Below are 25,072 nucleotides of genomic sequence, written 5' to 3' on the forward strand. Positions count from 1 at the left end.
CGGGCCGCCGACGCGCGGACCGACGGCGCCACGGAGGGCGGTGCGCAGGCCGCCGGTGCGGTGCGCGGTGGTGCGGCCGGCGACGGCCCGGCGGGCGACGGTGGTCCCGGGGACCGGTGGTCGACCCCCGTACGGCCACCGGTCCCCGGGTCCGCTGCCGCCGGGCGGCGGCGAGCGCCGCCCGGTCCCCCGTTCACACCGTGCCCGGAAGCCGGCGCCGGCCGGGGCGGACGGTATGGAGCCCCTCAGGGACGGCGGCCTTGGCGGCCGCCCGCTCGCGGCGGGCGGCCCGGCGGGCCAGGACGGCCTCGCGGACCATGCGGGATTCCGCGGCCCTGCGCTGCAGTTCGGCGGCGCGGATCTCGTGGAGTTCGAACTCGAACATGACGGTTCTCCTGGTGAGAGTCGGTGATCGGGACTCGCTTCTCGCGATGCCTCCACCTTCGTCTCCCCGGGGGGTACGCCACATCGGGAGAGTTCCGCATCTTCGGGCGGCCGCCGGAGCCCGGACACGCGTAAGGGGCCTCAGACCGTCCCTAAGGTGCTTACGGACGTGCTGAGGCCCCTCGCGGCCGATGCCGTGTCAGCTGGTCGACGGCAGTCCGAGGAGCGCGTCGGAGTACTTGAGGACGGCCAGGAGCAGGCCGATGACGCCGAGCGCGACACCCGCCCACGCGACCGACTTGATCCACGGCGCCTGCGGCCTGCCGGGGGCACCGAAGGCGGGCCGGGCGATCACCGCGACGCCGGTGATCAGCGCCACCAGCGCGAACGCGCCCGCCCACAGCGCGGTGGTCTGCCAGGCATCGCCGTAGACCTCCTTGACCTGCTTGGCGACGCTCGCGCTCGACGAGGTCTGGAGCTGGCCGACGAGCGTCTCGCGGGCCGCGGCCACCGTGCCGATCCAGCCACCGGTGAGGGAGACCAGGCCGAGCACGACGGACACGACGGCCGCGGCACCCTGGCCGACACCGGACGGGCCCTCGGCGTCGGCCGGTTCCCCGGCGAGGTCGGCGTCGTCCTCGAGGTCCTCCGCGTCGAGGTCGTGGTCCGTGCCGCCGGCGGCCTCGGCACCGTCCTCCGTCACGTCGTCGGCGGCCTTGGTGACGCTCACCTTCTCCTCGTCGGTCGTGGCTTCGGCGCCCGTCTCGGCGCCGGTCTCGTCAGCTGTCTTGGTTCCCATGTCCGGCACCGTACGGATCCTGTCTGAGAGGCGTCTTAATGATCGTCTGCGACGGCACGCGCGCGTGCTTCGCGCCATTCCGGGGCGAGGATCGACCACACCTCCAGGTCGTGCCGTACGCCACCATAGGGGTGTGCCTGGCGGCGTACGCCATCGCGGGTCATCCCCAGCCGGCGGGCCACGTTCAGGCTGGGCTCGTTGCCCGAGGCGGCGACCCACTCGATCCGGTGGATGCCACGCTGCTCCACGGCGAAGTCGAGCAGCACCCGCATCGCGCGCGTGACGAGGCCGCGCCCGGTGCCGGCCGGTTCCAGCCAGCAGCCGACCTCGGTGTTCCCGTGCTCGGCGTCGAAGTTCAGGAAGAGCACTCCGCCGACCAGCGTGCCCTCCAGCCACAGGCCGTGCAGGGAACCGGTGTCGGCGGCGCGCAGGTCGGCGTAGCGCTGGAGCATGGCCCGCGCCGAGGGCACGTCCGTCTCCCTGGACCCGAAGGAGATGAACTGTCCGATGAACTCGCGCCCGCGTTCCAGGTGGGCGAGGAACTCCTCGGCGTGCCAGGGCTCCAGCGGGCGCAGTTCGGCGCCGTCGTCACCCAGGGATATCGCGTACATCCTGCTGCTCTCCAGTCCACCGCGTCCGCTGTCGGCGGACCGAGCCTCTCATGCGCGGCGGCCACCGGTTGACGGCAACCCCGTCCCGGCAGGTACATCAGTCGAACTGATCTCCGAGAGCCATGATCATGACGCCCAGGATCAGCAGCCAGAGGGCTCTGCGGGTACGGCCCCGGGCCCCGAGCACGCCCGCGGCCACGCACACCGCCGAGCCCGCCCCGTAGGCGGCCGGGACCAGCACGGGCACACCGCCGCCCACCCTCATCAGGGAGGCGGTCAGGCCCATCAGGGCCAGCAGGGCCCCGGTCCCCGCGGCGGTCCAGCGGGCCCGGCGGGCGTCCTCCCAGGGATCCTCGTCGTGAGGATCCTCGTCGTGGGGATCCTCGTCGTGAGGATCCTCGTCGTGGGGATCCTCGTCCTCCGTGACCGCCGCCTCCGCCGTCTCCGGTTCGGCGTCGGATTCCGCGTGTCCCGTCATGGCGGGCGAGCGTACCGCCCACGCCCGGGGAAACCTGCTGCGGATGTCGGCGAGGACTGCTAGCTTCCGCTGGTCAGCCTTGACCGGCCCCTCGCCGGCGACCGAAGCGGGTGCATTGTTTGACGGTCCGAATGAGCTCCTACGCATCGCCTTCCACTACGAAGATCACAAGGAGCCCGTTCAGCCATGTCCGACACCAGGACCGGGGCCGGCCGCCTCGCTGACCGCCTGACCCACCCCCGTTACCCGCGCAGCAACGCCTACGACCCCCGCTGGGTGGTCGACAACCAGATGGGCCCGCACGCCCTGTGGCTGCTGGAATGGCTGGCCCCCGCCCTCGGTCTGGACGCGCTGCGCCCCTGCGCGCGCGTGCTCGACCTCGGCTGCGGCCGTGCGATGACGTCGGTCTTCCTGGCCCGGGAGTTCCACGCCCAGGTGACCGCCGCCGACCTGTGGATCGAGGCCGACGACAACGCCCGGCGGATCGCCGAGGCCGGGTTCGCCGACCGGGTGCAGCCCGTGCGCGCCGAGGCACACGACCTGCCCTTCGCCGAGGGCGGCTTCGACGCGATCGTGAGCATCGACGCCTACCAGTACTTCGGCACCGCCGACCTGTACCTCCCCACCCTCGCCCGGCTGTTGCGGCCCGGCGGCCGGATCGGGGTGGTCGTGCCCGCGCTGCGCGAGGAACTCGCGGGTACCGAGCCGCCGGAGCACCTGGCGCCCTGGTGGGAGCCCGACTACTGGTGCTTCCACTCGGCCGACTGGTGGCGCCGGCACTGGACGCGCAGCGGCGCCGTCGAGGTCGAGACCGCCGACTGGCAGCCGGACGGCTGGCGGGACTGGCTGCTGTGGTGCGAGATCGTCGCCGAGGAGAGCCCGGAGGAGTTCCACCGCACGATGGCCCGCAGGGTCGCGGAGATGGTGCGCGCCGACGAGGGCCGAACGCTCGGATTCGTCCGCGTGGTCGCCCGCCGCGGGTAGCGGACCCCCCACCGCCGCGGACGGCAGCGGCCCGCCGCGGACAGCCGTACGGCCCCGGAGGCGTCGCCTCCGGGGCCGTACCGCGTGCTTGCCGCTCAGCCCTCGCTGACGCCCAGCCGCTCCAGGATCAGTTCCTTGACGCGGGCCGCGTCGGCCTGGCCGCGGGTGGCCTTCATGACCGCACCCACCAGGGCGCCGGCCGCGGCCACCTTGCCGCCGCGGATCTTGTCGGCGATGCCCGGGTTGCCGGCGATGGCCTCGTCGACGGCCGTGCCGAGCGCCGAGTCGTCGGAGACGACCTTCAGCCCACGCTTGTCGACGACCTCGTCCGGGGTGCCCTCGCCCGCGAGGACGCCCTCGATGACCTGGCGGGCCAGCTTGTCGTTCAGGTCACCGGAGTCGACCAGCGCGGTGACCCGGGCGACCTGCTCCGGGGTGATCGCCAGCTCGTCCAGGGCCTTGCCCGACTCGTTGGCGCTGCGCGCCAGTTCGCCCATCCACCACTTGCGGGCGGAGGCCGCGTCGGATCCGGCGTCGATGGTGGCGACGATCGGGTCCAGCGCGGCGGCGTTGATGATGGCCTGCATCTCCACGGCGGAGATGCCCCACTCGGCGAGCAGCCGGGTGCGGCGGGCCAGCGGCATCTCCGGCAGCGCGGCGCGGATCTCCTCGACCCACTCGCGGGAGGGGGCGACGGGGACCAGGTCGGGCTCCGGGAAGTACCGGTAGTCCTCGGCCTCCTCCTTCACGCGGCCCGAGGTCGTGGACCCGGTGTCCTCGTGGAAGTGCCGGGTCTCCTGGATGATCGTGCCGCCGGAGGAGAGCACGGCCGCGTGCCGCATGATCTCGAAGCGGGCCGCGCGCTCCACGGACCGCAGCGAGTTCACGTTCTTCGTCTCGCTGCGGGTGCCGAACTTCTCGCGGCCGTGCGGGCGCAGCGACAGGTTCACGTCGCAGCGCATCTGGCCCATCTCCATGCGGGCCTCCGAGACGCCGAGCGCCTTGATGACCTCGCGCAGCTCACGGACGTAGGCCCGCGCCACCTCGGGAGCGCGCTCGCCGGCGCCCTCGATCGGCTTGGTGACGATCTCGATGAGCGGGATGCCGGCCCGGTTGTAGTCCAGCAGCGAGTGCGAGGCGCCGTGGATACGGCCGGTCGCGCCGCCCACGTGGGTGGACTTGCCGGTGTCCTCCTCCATGTGGGCGCGTTCGATCTGCACCCGGAAGGTCTCGCCGTCCTCCAGCTGCACGTCGAGGTAGCCGTCGAAGGCGATCGGCTCGTCGTACTGGGAGGTCTGGAAGTTCTTCGGCATGTCCGGATAGAAGTAGTTCTTCCGGGCGAAGCGGCACCACTCGGCGATCTCGCAGTTGAGCGCGAGACCGATCTTGATGGCCGACTCGATGCCGATCGCGTTGACGACCGGGAGCGCGCCGGGCATGCCGAGGCAGGTCGGGCAGGTCTGCGAGTTGGGCTCGGCGCCCAGCTCGGTCGAACACCCGCAGAACATCTTGGTCTTGGTGCCGAGTTCGACATGGACCTCAAGGCCCATGACGGGGTCGTACGACGCCAGCGCGTCCTCGTACGACACCAGGTCGGTCGTGGTGGTCACGGTGAAACTTCCCTCTCAGCCCAGCAGGACGTCGTCGTCGCCCAGCCGCTTCAGCTCGCGGTACAGCAGGGCGAAACCGGTGACGATCGCGACGGCGGACACGGTGGCGTCGACGAGCCGGAGCGTGTCGTGCTCGGCGCGGGCCTTCTTGATCTGCTTGGCGACACCGACCGCGCCGAACACGGTGGTGGCCATCGACAGGTACGTACCGGACTTCGACTTCTTGAAGCCCTTGGCCTTGGACAGTGCGTTGCTCACAGCGACGGTGCCTCCTCAAGGAGCGGGTGCCCCCACCTTTCCACGAAGGCGGCCTCGACAGCGGCTCCGACCTTGTAGAGGCGGTCGTCCTTCAGCGCGGGCGCGATGATCTGCAGGCCCACCGGGAGGTTGTCCTCCGGGGCGAGGCCGCAGGGCAGCGACATGGCCGCGTTGCCCGCCAGGTTGGTCGGGATGGTGCACAGGTCGGCCAGGTACATCGCCATCGGGTCGTCGGCGCGCTCGCCGATCGCGAAGGCGGTGGTCGGCGTCGTGGGCGACACGATCACGTCGACCTGCTCGAAGGCCTTCTCGAAGTCCCGCGTGATGAGCGTGCGGACCTTCTGCGCGGAGCCGTAGTAGGCGTCGTAGTAGCCGCTGCTCAGCGCGTAGGTGCCGAGCATGATGCGGCGCTTGACCTCGGCGCCGAAGCCCGCCTCACGGGTGAGGGAGGTGACCTCCTCGGCGGAGTGCGTGCCGTCGTCGCCGGTCCGCAGGCCGTAGCGCAGGCCGTCGAAGCGGGCGAGGTTGGAGGAGCACTCGGAGGGCGCGATCAGGTAGTACGCGGAGAGCGCCAGGTCGAAGGACGGGCAGTCCAGCTCGACGATCTCGGCGCCCAGCTCCTTCAGCAGCTCGACCGACTCGTCGAAGCGCTGGATGACGCCGGGCTGGTAGCCCTCGCCGCGGAACTGCTTGACGACACCGATGCGCATGCCCTGGACGCTGCCGTTGCGGGCGGCCTCGACGACCGGCGGGACGGGCGCGTCGATGGAGGTGGAGTCCATCGGGTCGTGTCCGGCGATGACCTCGTGCAGCAGGGCGGCGTCCAGCACCGTACGGGCGCACGGGCCGCCCTGGTCCAGCGAGCTGGAGAACGCGACCATGCCGTACCGCGAGACCGCGCCGTACGTCGGCTTCACGCCGACCGTGCCGGTGACGGAGGCGGGCTGGCGGATGGAGCCGCCGGTGTCGGTGCCGATGGCCAGCGGGGCCATGTGCGCGGCCAGCGCGGCGGAGGAGCCGCCGCCGGAGCCGCCGGGGATCTTGGTGAGGTCCCAGGGGTTGCCGGTAGGCCCGTAGGCGCTGTTCTCGGTGGAGGACCCCATGGCGAACTCGTCCATGTTGGTCTTGCCGAGGATGATCACGTCGGCGGCCTTCAGCCGCTTGGTGAGGGTGGCGTCGTACGGCGGGATCCAGCCTTCGAGGATCTTCGAGCCGACGGTGGTCGGCACGCCCTCGGTGGTGAAGATGTCCTTGAGCGCGAGCGGGACGCCGGCCAGCGGGCCGAGCTTCTCGCCGCGGGCCTTCTTCTCGTCGACGGCACGCGCCTGGGCGAGGGCGCCCTCGCGGTCGACGTGCAGGAAGGCGTGCACCTTCTCGTCGACGGCGTCGATCCGGGCCAGGTGGGCCTCGGTGACCTCGACGGCCGTGAGCTCGCCGGAGGCGATCTTCGCGGCGGTCTCGGCCGCGGTGAGCTTGATGATGTCCGTCATCGGGATCAGTCCTCCCCCAGGATCTGCGGCACCTTGAAACGCTGCTGCTCCTGGGCCGGTGCGCCGGAGAGCGCCTGGGCGGGGGTGAGCGAGGGACGGACCTCGTCCGCGCGCATGACGTTCGTCAGCGGCAGCGGGTGCGAGGTCGGCGGTACGTCTTGGTCGGCGACCTCGCTGACGCGGGCGACCGCGCCGATGATGTCGTCGAGCTGTCCCGCGAAGTGGTCGAGTTCTTCGGGCTTCAGCTCCAGACGCGCCAGCCGGGCGAGGTGGGCGACCTCCTCGCGCGTGATGCCAGGCATGCAGCGATCCTCTGGGGTGAGTGCGTGTGGTGTGGAGCCAATCCTATGGGGCCGGGCCCGGTGACCGTGAAACGGTTTCCCCGGGCCCGGAACCACGGCACCCGCGTGCCTCAGTGGCGCTTCTCCCAGGCCGTGCTCTGCAGGAAGTGGTTGTCGTACCGCTCCTGCACCTCCAGGAGGCTCTCCAGGGTGGCCTCGCCGAGCCGCAGGCGCTGGAGGTGGCGGAAGTACTCGAACCTCTCCACGCCCGGCGTGATGACGATCAGGATGTCCGCGGTGCTGCCGGGGACGGCGGCGAAGGCGTGCGGCCTGCCGGGCGGGACGACGACCAGGTCGCCGCGTTCGGCGGTGACGACGTCGTCGCCGGAGAGCACTTCGGCGGCGCCGTCGAGCAGGTAGAACATCTCGGCGGAGTTGCGGTGCAGGTGCGGCACGGCGCCGTCGGCGCCCTCGCCCAGCGTGACCCGCACGGTGGACAGCGCGCCGCCGGTCGCGCTGCTGTCGGCGAGCAGCCGGATCCTGGTCGGATCGCCGCCGACCACCTCGGCGTCGGCCTCCCGCACGATCACGGAATCATCGAACTTCGGTACGAACAACGACATTTCCGAACCCCCTGTTGATGGACACGATGTTGACGGACGCGGTGTTCACACGAGGAACAGCAGCGCGGCGCTGACCAGCACCACGACCGCGGTGGCGAAGTGGATCCCGAAGGCGACGGCCTTCGCCCCGCCGTGCCGCAGCACTATCAGTGTGTCGAACAACGGCACGAGCGCCACAGAAACCATGAACCATGCCTCGGCGCGGGTGCCGGCGAAGGCCAGCAGCGCCAGGCCGACGACGCCGAGGGTGCCGTCCCGCAGGCCCTTGACCGCGAGGTACGCGGCGGCGTCGCCCTTCGGGTCGGCGGGGACGCCGTAGCCGGCGGCGGCGGGCCCGGGCTGGAACAGGAACCGGTAGCCGAGGAAGAGGCAGAACAGGTCGAGTACGACGGCGAGCGTGTAGGCGGTGACGGTCACGGTGGCCCCCTGTGAGTGTTTTCTAGCATCGCTAGGTACAAGAGCGAAGCTAGCAGAGCATCGACAGATTGGCTAGCGCTGCTAGAATTCCGTGCATGTCGATTCAGAACCGCCGGGAGCGGGAGCGGGCCGAACGGGAGCAGCTGATCGTGACGGCCGCACGGGAGCTCGCCGAGACGGAGGGCTGGGACTCGGTGACCACACGGCGCCTGGCCGCCGAGATCGAGTACAGCCAGCCGGTCCTGTACAGCCACTTCAAGGGCAAGGACGCGATCATGGCGGCGGTGGCCGTCCAGGGCTGCGCGGAACTGGCGACGGAGCTACGGGCGGCGCGCACGGCGGCGCGGGGCGCCGGGGAGGCGCTGGCGGCGGTGGCGGAGACGTACACGTCGTTCGGCCGCCGGCGCCCCGCGCTCTACGACGCGATGTTCACGTACCTGGTGGACCTGCCGTTCGCGACCCCCGAGGCCCCGGAGCCCCTGCAGGCCGCGTTCCGGGAGATCCTGCTGGCGGTGGAGCCGATCGCCATGACCGGCGACGACCCCGGCCTCCTGACCGAGACCTTCTGGGCGGCCCTGCACGGCCTGGTCACCCTGATGCGCAGCGGCCGCCTCCCGGAGGGGGGCCACGAGGAGAGGCTGAGGCTGCTGATCGCGCACTTCACCACTCCGTGACAGCTCGCGCCCCGTCTCGGGGCCGGGGCACTCCCGCCGCCCTGGGCCCGGAAGGGACCCGGCGTCCGTCACCCGGAGGCCCGCGGGCCGACCGCCCTCACTCGGCGGCCGGCAGGGCTGCGCGCGGCCGCTGCCACCCCCGCGAGCCCCGCGCCAGCAGCCACGCCGTCGTCTCCTCCGGCGGCATCGCGGCGGCGACCAGCCAGCCCTGGACGGCGTCGCATCCGAGGTCCCGCAGCCGTTCCCAGGTCTCGTCGTCCTCCACGCCCTCCGCGACCACCAGCAGGCCCAGCGAGTGGGCGAGATCGACCGTGCAGCGCACGATCTCCGCGTCCTCGTTGTCCACGGCCAGCCGGGCCACGAAGGACCGGTCGATCTTCAGCTCGCTCACCGGCAGCCGCCGCAGGTGCACCAACGACGAGTAACCCGTGCCGAAATCGTCCAGCGACATCTTCACGCCGTGCCCGGTCAGTCCCGCCAGGGTGTCGGCGGCCCGCTGCGGGTCCTCCAGCAGCACGTGCTCGGTTATCTCCAGTTGGAGGGCGCCCGCCGGGACCCCGTGCCGGGCCAGCCGCGCCGCCACCGAACCCGCGAAGCCCGGGGTGTGGACGTCACGCGGCGAGACGTTCACCGCCACCGGCACGCGCAGCCCCTGCGCCCGCCACCGGGCGACCTGGGCGAGCGCGGTCTCCAGGACGTACTCCGTCAGATGGGGCATCAGACCCGAGGACTCGGCGATCGCTATGAACTCGTCCGGCGGCACCTTGCCGCGCTCGGGGTGCACCCAGCGCACCAGCGCCTCCAGGCCGGCCACCTGCCCGTCGAAGCGCACCTTCGGCTGGTAGTGCAACTGCACCTCGTGGGCGTCCAGGGCGCGGCGCAGATCGCCCAGCAGCCCCAGCCGGTCGGGGGTGTTGGAGTCCCGCTTGGACTCGTACACCTCGACGCCCGTTCGGTCCCGCTTCGCCTGGTACATCGCCACGTCCGCCCGGCGCAGCATGCCCTCGGCGTCCAGCGCGTGGTCGGGGAAGACGGCGACGCCCGCGCTGGCCTCCAGGACGAGGGTGAGTCCGTCCAGGTCGAGCGGGGAGGAGAGGGCCGAGACCAGGCCGCGGGCGACCCGGGTCGCGGACGTCGTGGAGTCGGCGACCGGCAGTAACACCGCGAACTCGTCACCGCCGAGCCGGGCGGCCTCCGCACCGCGCGGCAGCGCGGCCCGCAGCCGGTCGGCTATCTGCAACAGCAGCCGGTCACCGGCGAGATGACCGAGCGTGTCATTGACCGAACGGAACCGGTCGAGGTCGATCAGCATGAGGGCGGAGCGGGCGCCGATGCGTTCCGCGTCGTCGAGGGCGGTCCAGATCCGCTCGAGGAGCCACTGCCGGTTGGGCAGTCCGGTCAGCGGGTCGCGCAGTTGCTCCTCCGCGCGGGCCCGGGCCATCCACAGGGTGGAGTCGAGGGCGACCAGCGGGATGGCGAACAGCGGCAGCAGCAGCGGCTGGGCGACGGCGACCACGCAGACCAGCGGGGCGATGCCGAGCAGCGCCACGGCGACCAGGCCCTGGCGCATCAGCGCGGTGCGCGCGACGGTGGGCAGCCCGCCGCCACGCGGCGTGTGCAGGTACCAGAGCAGGGCGCGGGTGACCGCGAGATAGGCCACCGCGACGAGGACGACCTCGGGGGCGGTGGCGACGCTCCAGCTGTCCGGGTTCCAGGGCGACTCGACGGTCGGCACCCGGCCGCACCCGCCCAGCACCAGCGCGCCGGCACCGATGCCGATGATGTCCACCGCGCCGTGCAGGACGCCCTGCCGCCAGCGGTGGCGCCGGGCTATACCGACCAGGACGACCACGGTGAGGCTGACCATGCCGGCCGGCACCCAGCCGTAGAGCAGCAGGACGGCGAGGGTCAGGGCGGCGCCGGAGCCGGTGCCGCCCCACCAGCGGGCGCGGCCGAGCAGCACCAGGTGGCCGACGATGATGCCCGTCAGTACGGCCAGCGACCAGCCGACCGTGCCGGACGGGAAGAGCGCGTGGTTGTCCGTGAAGGCACGGTAGAAGCCGGCACCGAGGGCCAGCGCGGCGATCCCGACGACCGCGGCGGGCAGCGCGGGCCAGGACAGTTGGCGTTCGTCCTCGTGGCCGGGCAGTCCGGGCGGCGGCTCCACGCCGGCCAGCGGCAGCGGGTCGCGCGCGTCCGTCGCGGCGCTCACTCCCGGCATGCCGATGCGCCGGTCGCTCCGTACCGTCCACCGAGTCCCCCGCCACACGCCCGCCCGGCGGCGCAGCGGCAGCCGCGCTTCCGGGGCGGCGCTCTCGGTCGGTTCCATTCCCGTCCCTCTCACAGCCGGCGGTGCCCACGCCATGCGGTCCGTGCCCTGCCGGAGCACGGCAATGCCCCGACCGCAGCTGGGCACGGCAGGTGCACGCCTCAACAGTAGGCCGCAGAAGGCTTCCACGGGCAGCGGTCGTCTACGGTTGCCCGATTGCGCCCTGGCCACCCGTATGCATCTGGTATGCGCCGAACGGGTGGCCTTCAACCGCTACTCCTCCACGGGAAGGGCGACTTCGGCCGCCGCGTCCGGTCCCTGCTCCAAAAGGACGACAAATCCGTCCTCGTTCAGCACCGGAACCTTCACCTGCATCGCCTTGTCGTACTTGGATCCGGGGTTGTCACCCACGACCACGAACGACGTCTTCTTGGACACCGAGCCGGTCACCTTGGCTCCGCGGCTCTGCAGGGCCTCCTTGGCGCCGTCCCGGGTGAAGTGCTCCAGGGTGCCGGTCACCACGACGGTGAGGCCCTCCAGCGGCCGCGGTCCCTCGTCCTCACCGCTCGACTCGTCCTCCAGCGGGACTCCAGCCGTCTTCCACTTCCGGATGATCTCGCGGTGCCACTCCTCGGCGAACCACTCCTTGAGCGCCTTCGCGATGATGCCGCCGACGCCGTCGATGTTCGACAGCTCCTCCTCGCCGGCCTGCTCGATGCGCTCGATGGAGCGGAACTCGCGGGCCAGCGCCTGCGCGGCGACGGGTCCGACATGCCGGATGGACAGTCCGTTGAGGAAGCGGGCGAGCGGGCGGGTCTTCGCCTCCTCGATCTTCTGCAGCAGGGCGAGGGTGTTCTTCTTGGGCTCGCCCTTCTGGTTGGCGAAGACCGTGACGACCTTCTCCTCACCGGTCTTGGGATCGCGCTTGGGCAGCCCGCTGTCGGGGTCCAGGACGTACGCCTTGATGGGCAGCAGCTTCTCGATGGTGAGGTCGAACAGGTCGCCCTCGTCGACGAGCGGCGGGTCGGCCGGCTCCAGCGGCCGGGTGAGCGCGGCCGCCGCGACCCCGCCGAAGTGCTCGATGTCCAGGCACTCGCGTCCCGCGAGGTAGGCGACACGCTCTCTCAACTGGGCGGGACAACCACGGGCGTTGGGGCACCGCAGATCGATGTCGCCCTCCTTCATGGCCCGCAGCGGTGTCCCGCACTCGGGGCACTCGGCCGGCATCACGAACTCCCGCTCGCTGCCGTCGCGCAGGTCGACGACCGGCCCGAGGATCTCCGGGATGACGTCACCCGCCTTGCGCAGCACCACCGTGTCGCCGATCAGCACGCCCTTGGCCTTGACGACCTCCTGGTTGTGCAGGGTGGCGAACTCCACCTCGCTGCCCGCCACCGTGACCGGCTCGACCTGGGCGTAGGGGGTGACCCGCCCGGTGCGGCCGACACCCACCTTGATGTCGACGAGCCTGGTGTTGACCTCCTCCGGCGCGTACTTGTACGCGATCGCCCAGCGCGGGGCCCGGGCCGTGGAGCCGAGACGCCCCTGCAGGCGGATCTCGTCGAGCTTGACGACGACGCCGTCGATCTCGTGCTCCACGGAGTGCCTGTTCTCGCCGTAGTGGGCGATGAACTCCCGGACGCCGTCGAGGCCGTCGACCACCCGGTTGTGCGGGGAGGTGGGCAGGCCCCAGGTCTTCAGCAGGTGGTAGCCCTCGGAGAGCCGGTCCAGGCCCTCGTAGCCCTCCAGGACGCCGATCCCGTGGACGACCATGTGCAGGGGGCGGGAGGCGGTGACGCGCGGGTCCTTCTGGCGCAGCGAACCGGCCGCCGCGTTGCGCGGGTTGGCGAACGGCTTGTCACCGGCGGCGACCAGGCGTTCGTTGAGCTCGGCGAACTTCTCCATCGGGAAGTAGACCTCGCCGCGGATCTCCACCACGTCGGGGACGCGGTCGCCGTGCAGCCGGTCCGGGATCTCCGCGATCGTACGGACGTTGAGCGTGATGTCGTCACCGGTGCGGCCGTCGCCGCGGGTGGCCGCCCGGGTGAGGCGGCCCTGCTCGTAGGTGAGGTTGACGGCGAGTCCGTCGACCTTCAGCTCGCACAGGAAGTGGTACTCCTGGTCGCCCAGTTCGCGGTGGATCCGCTCGACCCAGGCGGCGAGGTCCTCGTCGTTGAACGTGTTGTCCAGCGACATCATCCGCGAGCGGTGCTCGACCGCCGTGAACTCCGTCTCGTAGGACCCCGCGACCTTCTGGGTCGGCGAGTCGGGAGTGCGCAGCTCGGGGTGGAGCTCCTCCAGCTCCTCGAGCGCCCTGAGGAGCCTGTCGAACTCCGCGTCGCTGATGACGGGAGCGTCCTTCGCGTAGTACCGGAAGCGGTGCTCCTCGATCTGCTCGGCGAGCCGCGCGTGCTTCTCCCGTGCCTCGGCGGGCACTGCCGTCTCCGCCTGCTGCTTGTCGCCGGCCACCGTTTTCCTCCCGTTACTCTGGGTTGTCCGCGAGTGATCTCGCCGCCCGGACGCAGTGGGCGAGCGCCTGCCGGGCGTACGCGGGAGAAGCACCCGCGAGCCCGCACGCCGGGGTGACCGTCACGGCCTCCGCGAGAAGCCCTGGTTGCAGCCCCAGCCTGCGCCACAGCGTCCTGACACCCATGACGCTACCGGCAGGGTCTGACAATGCCGTGTCCGTGCCCGGCACGACACCGGCGAACAGCCGGGTACCCCCCTCCACGGCCTCGCCGATCGCGTCCTCGTCACGTTCGGTGAGGAGCGAGAAGTCGAAGGAGACCGCGGCGGCCCCGGCGCGGCGCAGCAGCGCGAAGGGGACGTCGGGGGCGCAGGAGTGGACGGCCACCGGGCCGCCGGCCTGGACCCCGATGACGTCCCGCAGCGTCGACTCGACGACCTGCCGGTCCACCGCCCGGTGGGTGCGGTAGCCGCTGGCCGACCTCACCTGCCCGCGCAGCACGGCGGTGAGGGACGGCTCGTCGAGCTGCAGGACGAGCCGGGCGCCCGGGATGCGGCGGCGGACCTCGGCGAGGTGCAGGCGCAGCCCCTCGGCGAGGGACGCGGCGAGGTCGCGGCAGGCACCGGGGTCCGAGAGTGCCACTTCGCCGTTGCGCAGTTCCAGGGCGGCGGCGAGGGTCCAGGGGCCGACCGCCTGGACCTTGAGCGGGCCCTCGTAGTCCTGGGTGAACTCCTCCAGCGCGTCCAGGTCCTCCCCCAGCCAGGAGACGGCCCGCCGGGTGTCCCGGCCCGGCCGGTCGCCGAGCCGCCAGCCGCTGGGCTCCACGCGCGCGTACAGCTCGACCAGCAGCCCCGCGGTGCGGCCGATCATGTCGGCGCCGGGTCCGCGGGCGGGCAGTTCGGGCAGGAAGGGGAAATCCTCGAAGCTGCCGGTCGCGGTCTTGGCGGCCTCGCGGGCGTCGGTGCCCGGGAGCGAGCCGATGGCTGTCGCGGAGCCGAAGGAGGGGGTTGCGTTCACGTGGGAAGCCTAGGGTCGGTGACCGGCGGGGGTGCGACGGTTCTTCGTTCAAGTGCGGGCTCGTGGGGGCTGGTCGCGCAGTTCCCCGCGCCCCTTACGGGACGCCCCGCCACGGGACGCCCCTCCGCGGGGCGCCTGATCAGGCGCCCGGCCGGACCGTCAGGTCGTTGATCTCCGCGTCCCTCGGGAGGTCCAGGGCCGTGAGGATCGTGGTCGCCACCGACTCCGGGTCGATCCACTTCGCCGGGTCGTACTCCTTGCCCTCCTGCTGGTGGACCTTGGCCTGCATCGGGCTCGCGGTGCGGCCGGGGTAGACCGAGGTGACCCGGACGCCGTTGCCGTGCTCCTCCTGCCGGAGTGCGTCGGCGAGCGCCTTGAGGCCGTGCTTGGACGCCGCGTACGCCGACCAGCCCGCGTTGGCGTTCAGGCCGGCGCCCGAGTTCACGAACAGCACATGGCCGCGGGCGGCGCGCAGTTGCGGCAGGAAGTGGCGGGTCAGCTCGGCCGGCGCGACCAGGTTGACGTTGAGCTGGTGACGCCAGGACTTCGGGGTCAGCTCGCCGATGCCGCCGAGGTCGACCACGCCCGCGACGTGCAGCAGGGAGTCGATCCGGTCCGGCAGTGTCTGGTGGGAGAAGGCCCAGGAGAGCTTGTCCGGGTCCGCCAGGTCGCCCACCAGGGTGTGGGCGCCGGGGAACTCGGCGGAGAGTTCCTTCGCGCGGCCCGCGTCGCGCGCGTGCAGGACGAGTTCGTCCCCGCGCGCGTGCAGACGGCGGGCCACGGCGGCGCCGATACCGGAACCGGCGCCGGTGATCACATGAGTTGCCATGGGGGCCATGCTCGCATCAGTCGGCGGCCCGGTTCGCCTCCAGGTAGGAGAGCGCGTCGGCGGGTTCGGCGGCGAAGTGCATCAGCTCCGCCAGGGGCCGGGGCAGGAAGCCCTCCGCCTCCATGCGGCGGAACTGCTCCTCCAGGCCGTCGTAGAACCCGGCGGTGTTCAGCAGGACGACCGGCTTGTCCGTGCGGCCGTGCTTCTTCAGCTCCAGGATCTCGGTGGCCTCGTCCAGGGTGCCGGTACCGCCGACCATGATCACCACGGCGTCGGCCTTCTCCAGCAGCAGCCGCTTGCGCTCGGCGAGGTCGGCGGCGATCACCATCTCGTCGGCGCCGGGGCGCGCCTTGTTGGCGAGGAACTCCACGGAGACGCCCAGCAGCCTGCCGCCGGCTTCGTGGACACCGTCCGCGACGACCTTCATCAGGCCGGTGTCGGAGCCGCCCCAGACCAGGGTGTGGCCGCCCTTGCCGACCAGTTCGCCGAAGGCGCGGGCCGGCCTGGTGTAGCGCTCGTCCAGGTCGGCGGCGGAGAGGAAGACACAGATTCGCATGGGGCCAGCGTAGGCGTGGGCGGACCGTGTCCTCCGTTCGGTGCCTGCTCGCCCGCCCCGGGAACAACCGGGCGGCCGCCGCTGTCATCCCTGTATGGCCTCTGGACACACGATCACCATCGAGAAGAGCGACCGGCACGTGCGCGTGGTGCACGGCGACGCCGTACTGGCCGAGAGCGACCGGCCGCTGGTCCTGCGCGAGACCGGGAGTCCCGTGCGCTACTACATCCCCGCGGAGGACGTCCGCCTGGACCTCCTCACGCCCTCCGAGACCCACACCGTGTGCCCCTTCAAGGGCACCGCCTCCTACTGGTCCCTGCCGGACGCGCCGGACCTGGTGTGGGCCTACCCCGACCCCAGGTCCGACGTCGCCGAGATCAAGGACCACCTCTGCTTCTACGAGGTGGAGGTCACCGGCTGACCCGCGGCCCGTGCCCGTTCAGGCGCGGGCCACGTCCGCGGCACGGACCGTCGAGGCGATCGTCGCGGAGCCGACCACACGCGTGTCGTCGTACAGGACGATCGCCTGGCCGGGTGCGACGCCGCGGACCGGCTCGGTGAACGTGACGCGCAGCTCGCCGTCGACCAGTTCCGCGCCCACCTCGGTCTCGCCGCCGTGGGCCCGGAGCTGGGCGGTGTAGCGGGCCGGGCCCGCGGGAGCGGTGCCGCACCAGCGGGGCCTGATCGCGGTCAGCGCGCTGACGTCCAGGGCGGCGGCCGGGCCGACCGTCACCGTGTTGTCGACGGGCGAGATGTCGAGGACGTAGCGCGGCTTGCCGTCGGCCGCCGGGGTGCCGATGCGCAGTCCCTTGCGCTGCCCGATGGTGAAGCCGAAGGCGCCCTCGTGGGTGCCGACCTTGGCACCGGACTCGTCGACGATGTCGCCCTCGGCCTTGCCGAGCCGGCGGGCGAGGAAGCCCTGGGTGTCGCCGTCGGCGATGAAGCAGATGTCGTGCGAGTCGGGCTTCTTGGCGACCGCGAGGCCACGGCGCTCGGCCTCGGCGCGGATCTCGTCCTTGGTCGTCAGCGTGTCGCCGAGCGGGAAGAGGGCGTGGGCGAGCTGCCGCTCGTCCAGGACGCCGAGGACGTAGGACTGGTCCTTGGCCATGTCGGAGGCGCGGTGCAGCTCGCGGGACCCGTCGGGGAGCGTCACGACCTTCGCGTAGTGGCCGGTGCAGACCGCGTCGAACCCCAGGGCGAGGGCCTTGTCGAGCAGGGCCGCGAACTTGATCTTCTCGTTGCAGCGCAGGCACGGGTTGGGGGTGCGTCCGGCCTCGTACTCCGCGACGAAGTCCTCCACGACGTCCTCGCGGAAACGGTCGGCGAGGTCCCAGACGTAGAACGGGATGCCGATGACGTCGGCGGCTCGGCGGGCGTCGCGGGAGTCCTCGATGGTGCAACAGCCCCGCGCGCCCGTGCGGAAGGATTGGGGGTTCGCGGAGAGCGCGAGGTGGACGCCGGTGACGTCGTGGCCGGCCTCCGCCGCGCGGGCGGCGGCGACGGCGGAGTCCACGCCGCCCGACATGGCGGCGAGGACGCGGAGGGGGCGGGTGCGCTGCGGGGTGTCAGTCATAACCCCTCCAGGGTACGGGGGCGCGGGAACCGGGGCCCCCGGGTATCCGTTGGGGATCACATGGGGGCGGAGACTGGTGACGGGGACCGGCGGATCGGGCGGCGGGCACTGCTGGTCGGCGGGGCGGCGGCGGCCGTGGGCACCGCGGTACTGACCAAGGACGAGCTGACGCGGCTGTACTGGCGGCTGCCCGGGGTGCGCAAGGCCCGGGTGGCGGGCGCGGTGGACTTCAGGGGCGCGCGCTGGGTGGCCGCGTCGCCCGCGAACTACCGGACGGCGAACCGGCCGGACGACTACCGGATCGACCGGGTGGTCGTCCACGTCACCCAGGGCGGCTACGCGAGCGCGGTGAAGGTCTTCCAGGACCCGGCGCACGAGGCGGCGGCGCACTACATCGTGCGCAAGGACGGGCGGATCACGCAGCTGGTCCGCGAGCTGGACGTGGCGTTCCATGCGGGCAACCGGTCGTACAACGAGCGCAGTGTCGGCATCGAGCACGAGGGCTTCGTGGACCGGCCGCAGGACTTCACCGCCGCGATGTACGCGGCCTCGGCGCGGCTGACGGCCGCGATATGCCGGCGGTACGGCATGCCGCCGGACCGGGAGCACGTGATCGGTCACGTCGAGGTGCCGGGGACGGACCACACCGACCCGGGTGAGCACTGGGACTGGGACCGCTACCTGGGGCTGGTCCGGCGGGCCGGACGGTCCTGAGCCTGTCCGGCGGGCCGGACGGTCCTGAGACCGGCTTCCGGGAGGGCCGCCCGCGGGGCGCGGACGCCGGCGGCGGCCGCTCGGCCGGGGCCCGCCCGGCTCAGCTCAGCCCGGCGGCCCTGGCCCGCTCCACCGCCGGGCCGATCGCCTTGCCGACCGCCTCCACGTCGGCCTGGGTGGAGGTGTGGCCGAGGGAGAAGCGCAGGGTGCCGCGGGCCAGGTCCGCGTCGACCCCGGTGGCCAGCAGGACGTGGCTGGGCTGCGCCACTCCGGCCGTGCACGCGGAGCCCGTCGAGCATTCGATGCCCTGGGCGTCGAGCAGCAGGAGCAGCGAGTCGCCCTCGCAGCCCGGGAAGGTGAAGTGCGCGTTGGCCGGGAGGCGGTCCACCGGGTCGCCGCCGAGGACGGCGTCCGGCACGGCGGTGCGCACCGCGTCGACCAACTGGTCGCGCAGGGCGCCGATCTCCCGGGCGAACCACTCGCGGCGTCCGACGGCCAGGTCCGCCGCGACGGCGAAGGAGGCGATCGCGGGGACGTCCAGGGTGCCCGAACGCACGTGCCGCTCCTGGCCGCCGCCGTGCAGGACGGGTACGGGGGTGTGCTCGCGGCCGAGGAGCAGGGCGCCGATGCCGTACGGGCCGCCGACCTTGTGGCCGGAGACGGTCATCGCGGCGAGGCCGGAGGCGGCGAAGTCCACCGGGGTCTGACCGACGGCCTGGACCGCGTCGGAGTGCAGGGGGATGCCGAACTCGCCCGCGACGTCGGCGAGTTCACGGATCGGCAGGATCGTTCCGATCTCGTTGTTGGCCCACATGACGGTGGCGAGGGCCACGTCGTCGGGGTTGCGGGCGATCGCCTCGCGCAGCACCTCGGGACGGACCCTGCCGTGGGTGTCCACCGGGAGGTACTCCACGGTCGCCCCCTCGTGCTCGCCCAGCCAGTGGACCGCGTCGAGCACCGCGTGGTGTTCGACCGGGCTGGACAGGACACGGGTCCGGGCGGGGTCGGCGTCGCGGCGGGACCAGTAGAGGCCCTTGACCGCGAGGTTGTCGGCCTCGGTGCCGCCGGCGGTGAAGACGACCTCGCTGGGGCGGGCGCCGAGCGCCGCCGCGAGGGTCTCCCTCGATTCCTCGACCGTGCGGCGGGCCTTGCGGCCGGAGGCGTGCAGGGAGGACGCGTTGCCGCTGACGCGGAGGGCGGCGGTGAGTGCTTCCACCGCTTCCGGGAGCATCGGGGTGGTGGCGGCGTGGTCGAGGTAGGCCATGATGGCGTCGATTCTACGGGGGCTTCGCCGCCGGGCCGAGGGTACCGGGGGTCGACTCGGCCGGTGGGCACCGCCGGCCGTGCGGGGCCGGTCGCGCGGTTCCCCTCACCCCGTCGGGGCGCCGTTCTACAGGCTCCAGGAGACGGTGTTCGAGATCTCCATAGCGATGCCCAGGACCGCCAGGTCCGACACGCCCAGGGCGAGGCCGAGGTACGCGCGGCCCTTGCGGGCGGTGCCGCGCCACAGGGACACCAGGGCCAGGACGATCGCGATCGGGCCCAGGAAGAGGTTCAGGGCGAGGAGGCCGAGAAGGCCGAGGATGAAGGACGCCACGGCCATGCCGTCGGCGTCGCGGGTACGGGGTCGCGGCCCGGTGGTCGCGGCCGGGGCGGTGAGGTGCAGCATGCTCAGCTCCTGGAAGTCGTGACGGACGGTCAGTTGGCCGAGGCGCGGCGTCGGCGGGAGACGCGCTCGCGGAGCGCGAAGACGGCCAGCCAGACGACGATCACGGCGGCGAGTCCTGCGGTGACGCCGAGCGGCGCGTGGGCCACGGTGCCCAGCACCACGCCGAGCAGCATGAGTGCGGCGACGAGGAACAGCATGGGATTCGATCCCCCCTCCGTTAAGTTTGGGTGAACGGTTGTAGTAACAGTTGTTCACTGACTTCGAGTCTAGCAACTCCGGCGGCTTTCCAATTCCAGAGAACAGTTGTTTACTGGATGACATGAGTCACACCCTCGGCATCCGACAGGCGCAGAAGCAGAAGACCCGCCAGGCCTTCCTGGACGCGGCGCTGGGACTGCTGGAGGAACAGAGCCTGAGCAGTCTCGGGCTGCGCGAGGTCACGCGGGCCGTAGGCGTCGCCCCCACCGCCTTCTACCGGCACTTCCGTTCCACCGCCGACCTGGGCGTCGCCCTGGTCGACGAGGCGCTCGGCAGCCTGCACGCGATGGTCGCCACCACCGTCTCCGCACCCGGCCCGGAGCGCATCACCCGGGCCGTGCGGCTGATCGCCGACCATGTGGCCGCGAACCCGGCGCACGTCCGCTTCATCGCCCGGGAGCGGCACGGCGGCGTACAGCCGGTGCGCGAGGCCATCCGGGAGCAGCTGGCCCGGTTCGCCGAGGAGGTCGGGTCCGAGCTGGCCGGGGATCCGGAGGCCGCCGGATGGAACGACGAGGACCTGCTGATGCTCGCCCACCTCTACGTGGACCAGATGCTCATCACCGCGTCGCTGTTCCTGGAGACCCTGGAGTCACCGGAGCCCTCGGAGGCGGAGCGCGAGCGGGTCACCCAGCTCGCCGCCCGCCAGATGCGGCTGATCAGCCTCGGCCGGCAGCACTGGCTGGACTAGGCGCGCTCCGGCACCGGCCGCGGCGGCGGGCACACGTCCTCCCGGCGGTCACGCTTCACGCTGCGGTCACGGATCACCCGCGGCCACAGCTGACCCGGCCGTCACGGCTCACCCGCCGGTCGGCAGCCCCCGCGACAGAAGGGCGGGGCCGGGCGGAGGCGTCAGCCGAGCCGGACGCGGGCCAACTGCCGTGACTGGGCGACCAGCCGGTCGGCGCTGTCCCAGACCTCCGCGTCCTCCTCCAGGAAGCCGCCGGCCAGGTTGCGGGTGGTGATGGAGACGCGCAGCGGTCCGGGAGCGGGGCGGTGGCGGACGTGGACGGTGAGTTCGACCGTGGGAACCCAGCCCTTGAGGCCGATCTCGAAGGCGGTGGGCGGCAGCGCGTCGACCGCCAGGAGCAGCGCGAGGGGGTCGGCGTCCCGGCCGTCCGCGAGCCCGAACCAGGAGCGCATCTCGCCCCGGCCGGAGGGGGCACCGAGGGCCCAGCCCAGGGTCGACGGGTCCAGCTTGAGCATCAGGCGCTCGGTGATGGCGGAGCTGCCGTCGACCGGCGCGGGGCCGTCCTCGGGACCGAAGCACTGGTCCATGGGCGGGATGGCGGGCGGGGTCGCCGTGGTGCGGACGTCGTCGGGGAGGGCGGCGAGGTCGCCGTAGGAGGCGAGGACGCGGATGCGTTCGACCTCGTTGCCGTCGCCGTCGTACTGGAAGAGCGAGGCCTGTCCGGTGGAGAGGGTGCGGCCGGTGCGGACGGTGTCCGTGCGGATCACGGCCGGGCCCGGCTGGGACGCGGTCAGGTAGTGCGCGGAGATGGTGAACGGGTCCGGATGCGGCAGCGTGTCCGCGAGGGCCCGGCCGAGGACGGCCAGCAGATAGCCGCCGTTGACGGCGCTGATGATGGTCCAGCCGGCCGAGAGGTCGATGTCGTAGACCCCGGGCTCGCGCCGGGTGACCGCGGTGTCGCGGTCGAACTCGCTGTCGCCGATCACGGCCCGCGTGGAAGCTGCTTCTGGCATGTCTGAACAGTACACAGAGTTCATTACTAAGCGGTAGCTTTTGTGACGCACGCACCAGCGGCCCACCGGTAAGGGATCCCCCCGCCGGGTGAGGTTCCGGCAATTTCTAGGTAAGTGTCCGGACACGTCCGTAACCCGGAGCCGCGAATTCCCCTCTATGAGGGCATGAGCCTCACCGGGACTCCGTTCCTCTACACGACCATCGTCCTGTCCGTGGTCGCCCTCATAATCCCGCTCGTCCTGTGGTCGAGGATGCGGGGCCCCCGGGCCGTGCGTGCGGCGGCCCGGGTCCTGATGCTGCTGTTCGCACAGGCCACCGCGGTGACGCTGATCTTCGTCCTGGTCAACAACCAGAACAACCTGTACGACAACTGGGCCGACCTGCTCGGTACCGGTGACCACGTCCAGCAGGCCGCGAACCTCGGCCGGGACGGCACCGGCGGCATAGCGCTGAAACGGTTGCCCAAGGTGAGGCAGAACTTCACGGCCGCGGACGGACCGGCCATGCACGCGGCCGGCGGGGTCCGGGTCACCCAGCTCAGCGGCCGGGTCTCGGGCGTCGACGCCGAGGTCTACGTCTGGCTGCCGCCCCAGTACGACCAGCCGGGCTACCGCAACCACAGGTTCCCGGTGGTGGAGCTGCTGCCCGGCTATCCCGGCTCCGCCAAGGCCTGGTTCGGCTCCCTGAAGGTGCACGAGCAACTGGAGCCGCTGATGCGCAGCGGCAGGGTCGCCCCGTTCATCCTCGTGGCGCCGCGCACCAACCTGCTGGCCGGCGTGGACACCGGCTGCGCCAACATCCCGGGCACGGTCAACGCGGACAGCTGGCTCAGCATCGACGTGCCGAAGATGGTGACCGACAACTTCCGGGCCGCCGCGGCGCCCGCGAACTGGGCGGTGGCCGGGTACTCGGCGGGCGCGCACTGCGCGGTCAAGCTGGCCGTCGCCCACCCGGACCGCTACCGGGCCGCGGTCAGCCTGTCCGGATACAACGACCCGATCGGCGAACGCAATTCGCTGGCCTCGCAGAGCGTGAGCCTGCGCGAGCGGAACAACCCCTACCTGCTGCTGAGGAAGGCGGCCGAACCTCCCCGGATCGCCCTCTACCTCTCCGGCGAGTCCGGCGACGGCTACCAGGCGGGCGTGGCGCTCGGACAGGTCGCGAAGGCACCGACCACCGTGCACGTGGTCTTCCTGCCGCGCAGCGCCGGCGGTCACAACATGGCGCTGTGGCGGCCCCAGGTACCGTCCGTCTTCGAGTGGCTGACGGTGAACATGGGCCAGAGCAGGCCCCGGACCGGGGCTACTCCTCGCGAACCGTCGTCCGCCGGTTCCACGCACGCGGCGCTCGCCAGTGGAACCGCATCGCGAGCAGACGCAGCACGAAGGCGGTGACGACCGCGAGTCCGCTGGTGAGCGGGGTCAGCGCGTCGTAGCGGATGCACACGGCCACCAGGGTGGCCCCGACGATCGCCGGTACCGCGTACAGGTCGCGGTCCCAGCGCAGCAGCGAGGGGACCTCGTTGGCGAGTACGTCCCTGAGCACACCGCCGCCGACCGCGGTGGCGAGCCCCAGGGCGACCGAGGAGGTCAGGTTCAGGCCGTAGGAGTACGCCTTCGTCGTGCCGGTCACGCAGAACAGGCCGAGGCCGGCCGCGTCGAAGACCAGCACGGCCGACTGGATGCGTTCGACGTGCGGGTGCAGGAAGAACACCACGAGCGCGGTGAGCAGCGGGGTGATGAAGTAGCCGAGGTCCGTGAAGGCGGCCGGGGGCACCGCCCCGATGATCACGTCCCGGAAGATCCCTCCGCCCAGCGCGGTGACCTCGGCGAGCACGGCGATGCCGAAGACGTCGAAGTTCTTGCGGACGGCCAGCAGCGCGCCGGAGATCGCGAACACGAAGATGCCGATGACATCGAGCGTGTGCTGGACGGAGGGAGAGAAGAGTTGCTGGAGCTGCACCCTGACATTGTGACCTGTCAGGGTGCGGAGACCTTACGAAGCCAGGCTCACAGGGCCGGCTTGCCCTTGGTGTACAGCCAGGTCTGGAACAGGCCGTCCAGCTGCTGCCCGGAGATCTTCTCCGCGAGCCGGACGAAGTCGGCGGTGTCGGCGTTGCCGTAGCGGTGCAGCTTCGTCCAGGCGGGCAGGAGCTTGAAGAACGCGGTGTCCCCGATGCGTTCGCGCAGCATCTGCAGGGTCATCGCGCCGCGCTGGTAGACCGCCGAGGCGAACATCGTGTCGCGCTGCGGGTCGGCGACGACGGTCTGCCAGAAGGCGTTGTCCGCGCCGCGCGCGTTGTAGTTGGCCAGGAAGGTGTCGTGGGCCGTGCTGGTGCCCTGGTGCTCGGCCCACAGCCACTGGGCGTAGGTGGCGAAGCCCTCGTTGAGCCAGACGTCCTTCCACTGCGCCACGCTCACCGAGTCGCCGAACCACTGGTGGGCCAGCTCGTGCACGATCGTCGTCTCGTTGCGCACCGCCGAGTAGACCGGCTTGCTCTGCACCTCCAGCGAGAACCCGGCCTCCGGCATGTCGTCGACGATCGCGCCGGTCTCCTCGAAGGGGTACGGCCCGAAGAGCTTGGACCAGTAGTCGGTGGCGGCGGCCGTCACGGCGTACACGTCGACGCTGTTGCTGTTCGCGAGCACCGGGTCGATGGCGACGTAGACCGGGATGCCGGAGGGTGTCCGCCCCGTCCGCACGTCGAACTTCCCGATCGTGGCGGTGGCGAGATAGGTGGCCATGGGCCTGTTCTCACGCCAGTGCGTGTACGTCGAGGCGCCCTTGTCGTACGTCGAGACCAGCCGGCCGTTGGAGACGCCGGTCAGACCCTTGGGGGCCTTGATCCGGATGTCGTAGGTGGCCTTGTCGGAGGGGTGGTCGCTGGACGGGAACCAGCTGGAGGCGGCGTTGGGTTCGCAGGCGACGAAGACGCCGTCGGTGGTCTTCATCCAGCCGTACTCGGAGCCGAAGACGATGGGGCCGCTGAGCGGCTCGGGTATCCCGCCGTAGGTGACGGAGACGGTGAACTCGCGGCCCTTGCGGAGCGCGTCCCGCGGCGTGATGGTGATCTCGTCGCCGGTGCGCGTGAACCGGGCCCGCCTGCCGTCCACTTCGACGCGCGTGACCTCCAGTTTCTGCAGGTCGAGATCGAAGGAGGAGAGGTTCTGGGTGGCCCGCGCGGTGAGGGTCGTACGGCCGTCGAGACGGTCGGTGTCCGGGTTGTAGGCCACGTCGAGGTCGTAGTGGCGGGCGTCGAAGCCGCCGTTGCCGAGCTGCGGGAAGTAGGGGTCGCCGATGCCCGGGGCGCCCTGGGTGGGGGCGGGGGCGGCCGCTATGACAAGAAAAGAGGCCGCCGCGGTCGCGAGGGCCCCTAAACGTGCCGAACGGGAGAATTTCACGAGTC

28 protein-coding genes are annotated in these 25,072 nt (G+C 71.8%); 6 read left to right on the forward strand and 22 right to left on the reverse strand.

From position 1 onward, the window contains the following. Positions 1 to 193: 193 nt before the first annotated feature. The 4 genes from ACFY3I_RS30620 to ACFY3I_RS30635 form a co-directional block, all read right to left on the reverse strand. Positions 194 to 385 (reverse strand): hypothetical protein, encoded by a 192-nt coding sequence (locus tag ACFY3I_RS30620; protein WP_365293872.1) that lies wholly within the window; start codon positions 383 to 385, stop codon positions 194 to 196. A 198-nt stretch (positions 386 to 583) separates the two neighbouring features. Further along, positions 584 to 1,183, reverse strand: coding sequence for a hypothetical protein (locus ACFY3I_RS30625; RefSeq protein WP_365293871.1), 600 nt, complete (start codon positions 1,181 to 1,183; stop codon positions 584 to 586). A gap of 35 nt (positions 1,184 to 1,218) precedes the next feature. Continuing rightward, positions 1,219 to 1,794, reverse strand: coding sequence for a GNAT family N-acetyltransferase (locus ACFY3I_RS30630; protein ID WP_390864343.1), 576 nt, complete (start codon positions 1,792 to 1,794; stop codon positions 1,219 to 1,221). A 97-nt stretch (positions 1,795 to 1,891) separates the two neighbouring features. Then, a complete protein-coding gene (locus tag ACFY3I_RS30635) occupies positions 1,892 to 2,272 on the reverse strand; it encodes a hypothetical protein (RefSeq protein WP_390864344.1) in 381 nt (126 codons plus the stop codon). A 186-nt stretch (positions 2,273 to 2,458) separates the two neighbouring features. Here ACFY3I_RS30635 and ACFY3I_RS30640 point away from each other — a divergent pair, with 186 nt between their 5' ends. After that, positions 2,459 to 3,256 carry an SAM-dependent methyltransferase gene (locus ACFY3I_RS30640; protein WP_390864345.1) on the forward strand — a complete coding sequence of 266 codons (798 nt, stop codon included), beginning with the start codon at positions 2,459 to 2,461 and terminating at the stop codon, positions 3,254 to 3,256. A 95-nt stretch (positions 3,257 to 3,351) separates the two neighbouring features. On the opposite strand, the gene gatB is transcribed toward ACFY3I_RS30640, so the two are convergent. The 6 genes from gatB to ACFY3I_RS30670 form a co-directional block, all read right to left on the reverse strand. Next, entirely contained in the window at positions 3,352 to 4,866 is a 1,515-nt protein-coding gene (gatB, locus tag ACFY3I_RS30645) for an Asp-tRNA(Asn)/Glu-tRNA(Gln) amidotransferase subunit GatB (RefSeq protein ID WP_365293862.1), read from the reverse strand. Positions 4,867 to 4,881: 15 nt separating this feature from the next. After that, a complete protein-coding gene (locus ACFY3I_RS30650) occupies positions 4,882 to 5,124 on the reverse strand; it encodes a hypothetical protein (RefSeq protein WP_351323461.1) in 243 nt (80 codons plus the stop codon). Further along, complete coding sequence (gene gatA / locus ACFY3I_RS30655; RefSeq protein WP_365293860.1) at positions 5,121 to 6,614, reverse strand: Asp-tRNA(Asn)/Glu-tRNA(Gln) amidotransferase subunit GatA; 1,494 nt, start codon at positions 6,612 to 6,614, stop codon at positions 5,121 to 5,123. The genes ACFY3I_RS30650 and gatA overlap by 4 nt, the downstream gene beginning before the upstream one ends. Before the next feature lie 5 nt (positions 6,615 to 6,619). Further along, positions 6,620 to 6,916, reverse strand: a complete 297-nt coding sequence (gatC, locus tag ACFY3I_RS30660) for an Asp-tRNA(Asn)/Glu-tRNA(Gln) amidotransferase subunit GatC (protein ID WP_018544665.1) — start codon at positions 6,914 to 6,916, stop codon at positions 6,620 to 6,622. Between the two features lie 110 nt (positions 6,917 to 7,026). Then, positions 7,027 to 7,518 (reverse strand): cupin domain-containing protein, encoded by a 492-nt coding sequence (locus tag ACFY3I_RS30665; RefSeq protein ID WP_390864346.1) that lies wholly within the window; start codon positions 7,516 to 7,518, stop codon positions 7,027 to 7,029. Between the two features lie 45 nt (positions 7,519 to 7,563). Continuing rightward, positions 7,564 to 7,935, reverse strand: coding sequence for a DUF4267 domain-containing protein (locus ACFY3I_RS30670; RefSeq protein WP_390864347.1), 372 nt, complete (start codon positions 7,933 to 7,935; stop codon positions 7,564 to 7,566). A 95-nt stretch (positions 7,936 to 8,030) separates the two neighbouring features. On the opposite strand from ACFY3I_RS30670, the gene ACFY3I_RS30675 reads away from it, so the two are divergent. Further along, positions 8,031 to 8,609 carry a TetR/AcrR family transcriptional regulator gene (locus ACFY3I_RS30675; RefSeq protein WP_390864348.1) on the forward strand — a complete coding sequence of 193 codons (579 nt, stop codon included), beginning with the start codon at positions 8,031 to 8,033 and terminating at the stop codon, positions 8,607 to 8,609. A gap of 97 nt (positions 8,610 to 8,706) precedes the next feature. Here the strand turns inward: ACFY3I_RS30675 and ACFY3I_RS30680 are convergent, their stop codons facing one another. The 5 genes from ACFY3I_RS30680 to ACFY3I_RS30700 all read right to left on the reverse strand — a co-directional run bounded on the left by ACFY3I_RS30680 (position 8,707) and on the right by ACFY3I_RS30700 (position 15,747). Then, positions 8,707 to 10,938 (reverse strand): putative bifunctional diguanylate cyclase/phosphodiesterase, encoded by a 2,232-nt coding sequence (locus ACFY3I_RS30680; protein WP_390864349.1) that lies wholly within the window; start codon positions 10,936 to 10,938, stop codon positions 8,707 to 8,709. 213 nt (positions 10,939 to 11,151) lie between these two features. Then, a complete protein-coding gene (gene ligA, locus ACFY3I_RS30685) occupies positions 11,152 to 13,347 on the reverse strand; it encodes an NAD-dependent DNA ligase LigA (protein WP_390864350.1) in 2,196 nt (731 codons plus the stop codon). Between the two features lie 13 nt (positions 13,348 to 13,360). Next, positions 13,361 to 14,362 carry a methionine synthase gene (locus ACFY3I_RS30690; RefSeq protein ID WP_390864351.1) on the reverse strand — a complete coding sequence of 334 codons (1,002 nt, stop codon included), beginning with the start codon at positions 14,360 to 14,362 and terminating at the stop codon, positions 13,361 to 13,363. A 139-nt stretch (positions 14,363 to 14,501) separates the two neighbouring features. Next, positions 14,502 to 15,191, reverse strand: a complete 690-nt coding sequence (locus ACFY3I_RS30695) for an SDR family oxidoreductase (protein WP_390864352.1) — start codon at positions 15,189 to 15,191, stop codon at positions 14,502 to 14,504. A 16-nt stretch (positions 15,192 to 15,207) separates the two neighbouring features. After that, positions 15,208 to 15,747, reverse strand: coding sequence for a TIGR00730 family Rossman fold protein (locus tag ACFY3I_RS30700; protein ID WP_365293847.1), 540 nt, complete (start codon positions 15,745 to 15,747; stop codon positions 15,208 to 15,210). 94 nt (positions 15,748 to 15,841) lie between these two features. Between ACFY3I_RS30700 and ACFY3I_RS30705 the strand changes: the two genes are divergently transcribed. After that, positions 15,842 to 16,168, forward strand: coding sequence for a DUF427 domain-containing protein (locus ACFY3I_RS30705; RefSeq protein ID WP_390864353.1), 327 nt, complete (start codon positions 15,842 to 15,844; stop codon positions 16,166 to 16,168). A gap of 18 nt (positions 16,169 to 16,186) precedes the next feature. On the opposite strand, the gene mnmA is transcribed toward ACFY3I_RS30705, so the two are convergent. Next, a complete protein-coding gene (gene mnmA / locus ACFY3I_RS30710) occupies positions 16,187 to 17,320 on the reverse strand; it encodes a tRNA 2-thiouridine(34) synthase MnmA (protein ID WP_390864354.1) in 1,134 nt (377 codons plus the stop codon). 60 nt (positions 17,321 to 17,380) lie between these two features. Here mnmA and ACFY3I_RS30715 point away from each other — a divergent pair, with 60 nt between their 5' ends. After that, positions 17,381 to 18,034, forward strand: coding sequence for an N-acetylmuramoyl-L-alanine amidase (locus ACFY3I_RS30715; protein ID WP_390864355.1), 654 nt, complete (start codon positions 17,381 to 17,383; stop codon positions 18,032 to 18,034). Between the two features lie 100 nt (positions 18,035 to 18,134). On the opposite strand, the gene ACFY3I_RS30720 is transcribed toward ACFY3I_RS30715, so the two are convergent. The 3 genes from ACFY3I_RS30720 to ACFY3I_RS30730 form a co-directional block, all read right to left on the reverse strand. After that, a complete protein-coding gene (locus tag ACFY3I_RS30720; RefSeq protein WP_365293839.1) occupies positions 18,135 to 19,298 on the reverse strand; it encodes a cysteine desulfurase family protein in 1,164 nt (387 codons plus the stop codon). A gap of 126 nt (positions 19,299 to 19,424) precedes the next feature. Continuing rightward, on the reverse strand, positions 19,425 to 19,700 hold the full coding sequence (locus ACFY3I_RS30725) for a DUF4190 domain-containing protein (RefSeq protein ID WP_390864401.1): 276 nt from the start codon (positions 19,698 to 19,700) through the stop codon (positions 19,425 to 19,427). A 32-nt stretch (positions 19,701 to 19,732) separates the two neighbouring features. Further along, positions 19,733 to 19,900 carry a hypothetical protein gene (locus ACFY3I_RS30730; protein ID WP_365293835.1) on the reverse strand — a complete coding sequence of 56 codons (168 nt, stop codon included), beginning with the start codon at positions 19,898 to 19,900 and terminating at the stop codon, positions 19,733 to 19,735. A gap of 122 nt (positions 19,901 to 20,022) precedes the next feature. Here ACFY3I_RS30730 and ACFY3I_RS30735 point away from each other — a divergent pair, with 122 nt between their 5' ends. Then, a complete protein-coding gene (locus ACFY3I_RS30735; protein WP_365293833.1) occupies positions 20,023 to 20,652 on the forward strand; it encodes a TetR family transcriptional regulator in 630 nt (209 codons plus the stop codon). Between the two features lie 161 nt (positions 20,653 to 20,813). Here ACFY3I_RS30735 and ACFY3I_RS30740 read toward each other — a convergent pair whose 3' ends face one another. After that, positions 20,814 to 21,665 carry a thioesterase family protein gene (locus ACFY3I_RS30740; protein WP_365293832.1) on the reverse strand — a complete coding sequence of 284 codons (852 nt, stop codon included), beginning with the start codon at positions 21,663 to 21,665 and terminating at the stop codon, positions 20,814 to 20,816. Between the two features lie 165 nt (positions 21,666 to 21,830). Between ACFY3I_RS30740 and ACFY3I_RS30745 the strand changes: the two genes are divergently transcribed. Beyond that, entirely contained in the window at positions 21,831 to 23,060 is a 1,230-nt protein-coding gene (locus ACFY3I_RS30745) for an alpha/beta hydrolase (RefSeq protein ID WP_390864356.1), read from the forward strand. Here ACFY3I_RS30745 and ACFY3I_RS30750 read toward each other — a convergent pair. Next, positions 22,969 to 23,628 carry a trimeric intracellular cation channel family protein gene (locus tag ACFY3I_RS30750; RefSeq protein ID WP_351932240.1) on the reverse strand — a complete coding sequence of 220 codons (660 nt, stop codon included), beginning with the start codon at positions 23,626 to 23,628 and terminating at the stop codon, positions 22,969 to 22,971. The two genes, ACFY3I_RS30745 and ACFY3I_RS30750, sit on opposite strands and share 92 nt — an antisense overlap. A 47-nt stretch (positions 23,629 to 23,675) precedes the next feature. Beyond that, positions 23,676 to 25,067, reverse strand: a complete 1,392-nt coding sequence (locus ACFY3I_RS30755) for a M1 family metallopeptidase (protein ID WP_390864357.1) — start codon at positions 25,065 to 25,067, stop codon at positions 23,676 to 23,678. Between the last annotated feature and the right edge of the window lie 5 nt (positions 25,068 to 25,072).

It is taken from the genome of Streptomyces sp. NPDC001068, from assembly GCF_042897315.1.
Classification (GTDB): Bacteria; Actinomycetota; Actinomycetes; order Streptomycetales; family Streptomycetaceae; genus Streptomyces.

Bases quoted from the DNA above. Each gene is read 5' to 3' on its own strand.
- ACFY3I_RS30720 (WP_365293839.1), bottom strand. From the start codon at position 19,298: ATGGCCTACCTCGACCACGCCGCCACCACCCCGATGCTCCCGGAAGCG.
- ACFY3I_RS30640 (WP_390864345.1), top strand. From the start codon at position 2,459: ATGTCCGACACCAGGACCGGGGCCGGCCGCCTCGCTGACCGCCTGACC.
- ACFY3I_RS30665 (WP_390864346.1), bottom strand. From the start codon at position 7,518: ATGTCGTTGTTCGTACCGAAGTTCGATGATTCCGTGATCGTGCGGGAG.
- ACFY3I_RS30635 (WP_390864344.1), bottom strand. From the start codon at position 2,272: ATGACGGGACACGCGGAATCCGACGCCGAACCGGAGACGGCGGAGGCG.
- ACFY3I_RS30630 (WP_390864343.1), bottom strand. From the start codon at position 1,794: ATGTACGCGATATCCCTGGGTGACGACGGCGCCGAACTGCGCCCGCTG.
- mnmA (WP_390864354.1), bottom strand. From the start codon at position 17,320: ATGACTGACACCCCGCAGCGCACCCGCCCCCTCCGCGTCCTCGCCGCC.
- ACFY3I_RS30695 (WP_390864352.1), bottom strand. From the start codon at position 15,191: ATGGCAACTCATGTGATCACCGGCGCCGGTTCCGGTATCGGCGCCGCC.
- ACFY3I_RS30745 (WP_390864356.1), top strand. From the start codon at position 21,831: ATGAGCCTCACCGGGACTCCGTTCCTCTACACGACCATCGTCCTGTCC.
- gatC (WP_018544665.1), bottom strand. From the start codon at position 6,916: ATGCCTGGCATCACGCGCGAGGAGGTCGCCCACCTCGCCCGGCTGGCG.
- ACFY3I_RS30730 (WP_365293835.1), bottom strand. From the start codon at position 19,900: ATGCTGTTCCTCGTCGCCGCACTCATGCTGCTCGGCGTGGTGCTGGGC.
- ACFY3I_RS30740 (WP_365293832.1), bottom strand. From the start codon at position 21,665: ATGCCAGAAGCAGCTTCCACGCGGGCCGTGATCGGCGACAGCGAGTTC.
- gatA (WP_365293860.1), bottom strand. From the start codon at position 6,614: ATGACGGACATCATCAAGCTCACCGCGGCCGAGACCGCCGCGAAGATC.
- ACFY3I_RS30675 (WP_390864348.1), top strand. From the start codon at position 8,031: ATGTCGATTCAGAACCGCCGGGAGCGGGAGCGGGCCGAACGGGAGCAG.
- ACFY3I_RS30700 (WP_365293847.1), bottom strand. From the start codon at position 15,747: ATGCGAATCTGTGTCTTCCTCTCCGCCGCCGACCTGGACGAGCGCTAC.
- ACFY3I_RS30705 (WP_390864353.1), top strand. From the start codon at position 15,842: ATGGCCTCTGGACACACGATCACCATCGAGAAGAGCGACCGGCACGTG.
- ACFY3I_RS30620 (WP_365293872.1), bottom strand. From the start codon at position 385: ATGTTCGAGTTCGAACTCCACGAGATCCGCGCCGCCGAACTGCAGCGC.
- ACFY3I_RS30735 (WP_365293833.1), top strand. From the start codon at position 20,023: ATGAGTCACACCCTCGGCATCCGACAGGCGCAGAAGCAGAAGACCCGC.
- ACFY3I_RS30680 (WP_390864349.1), bottom strand. From the start codon at position 10,938: ATGGAACCGACCGAGAGCGCCGCCCCGGAAGCGCGGCTGCCGCTGCGC.
- ACFY3I_RS30715 (WP_390864355.1), top strand. From the start codon at position 17,381: ATGGGGGCGGAGACTGGTGACGGGGACCGGCGGATCGGGCGGCGGGCA.
- ACFY3I_RS30625 (WP_365293871.1), bottom strand. From the start codon at position 1,183: ATGGGAACCAAGACAGCTGACGAGACCGGCGCCGAGACGGGCGCCGAA.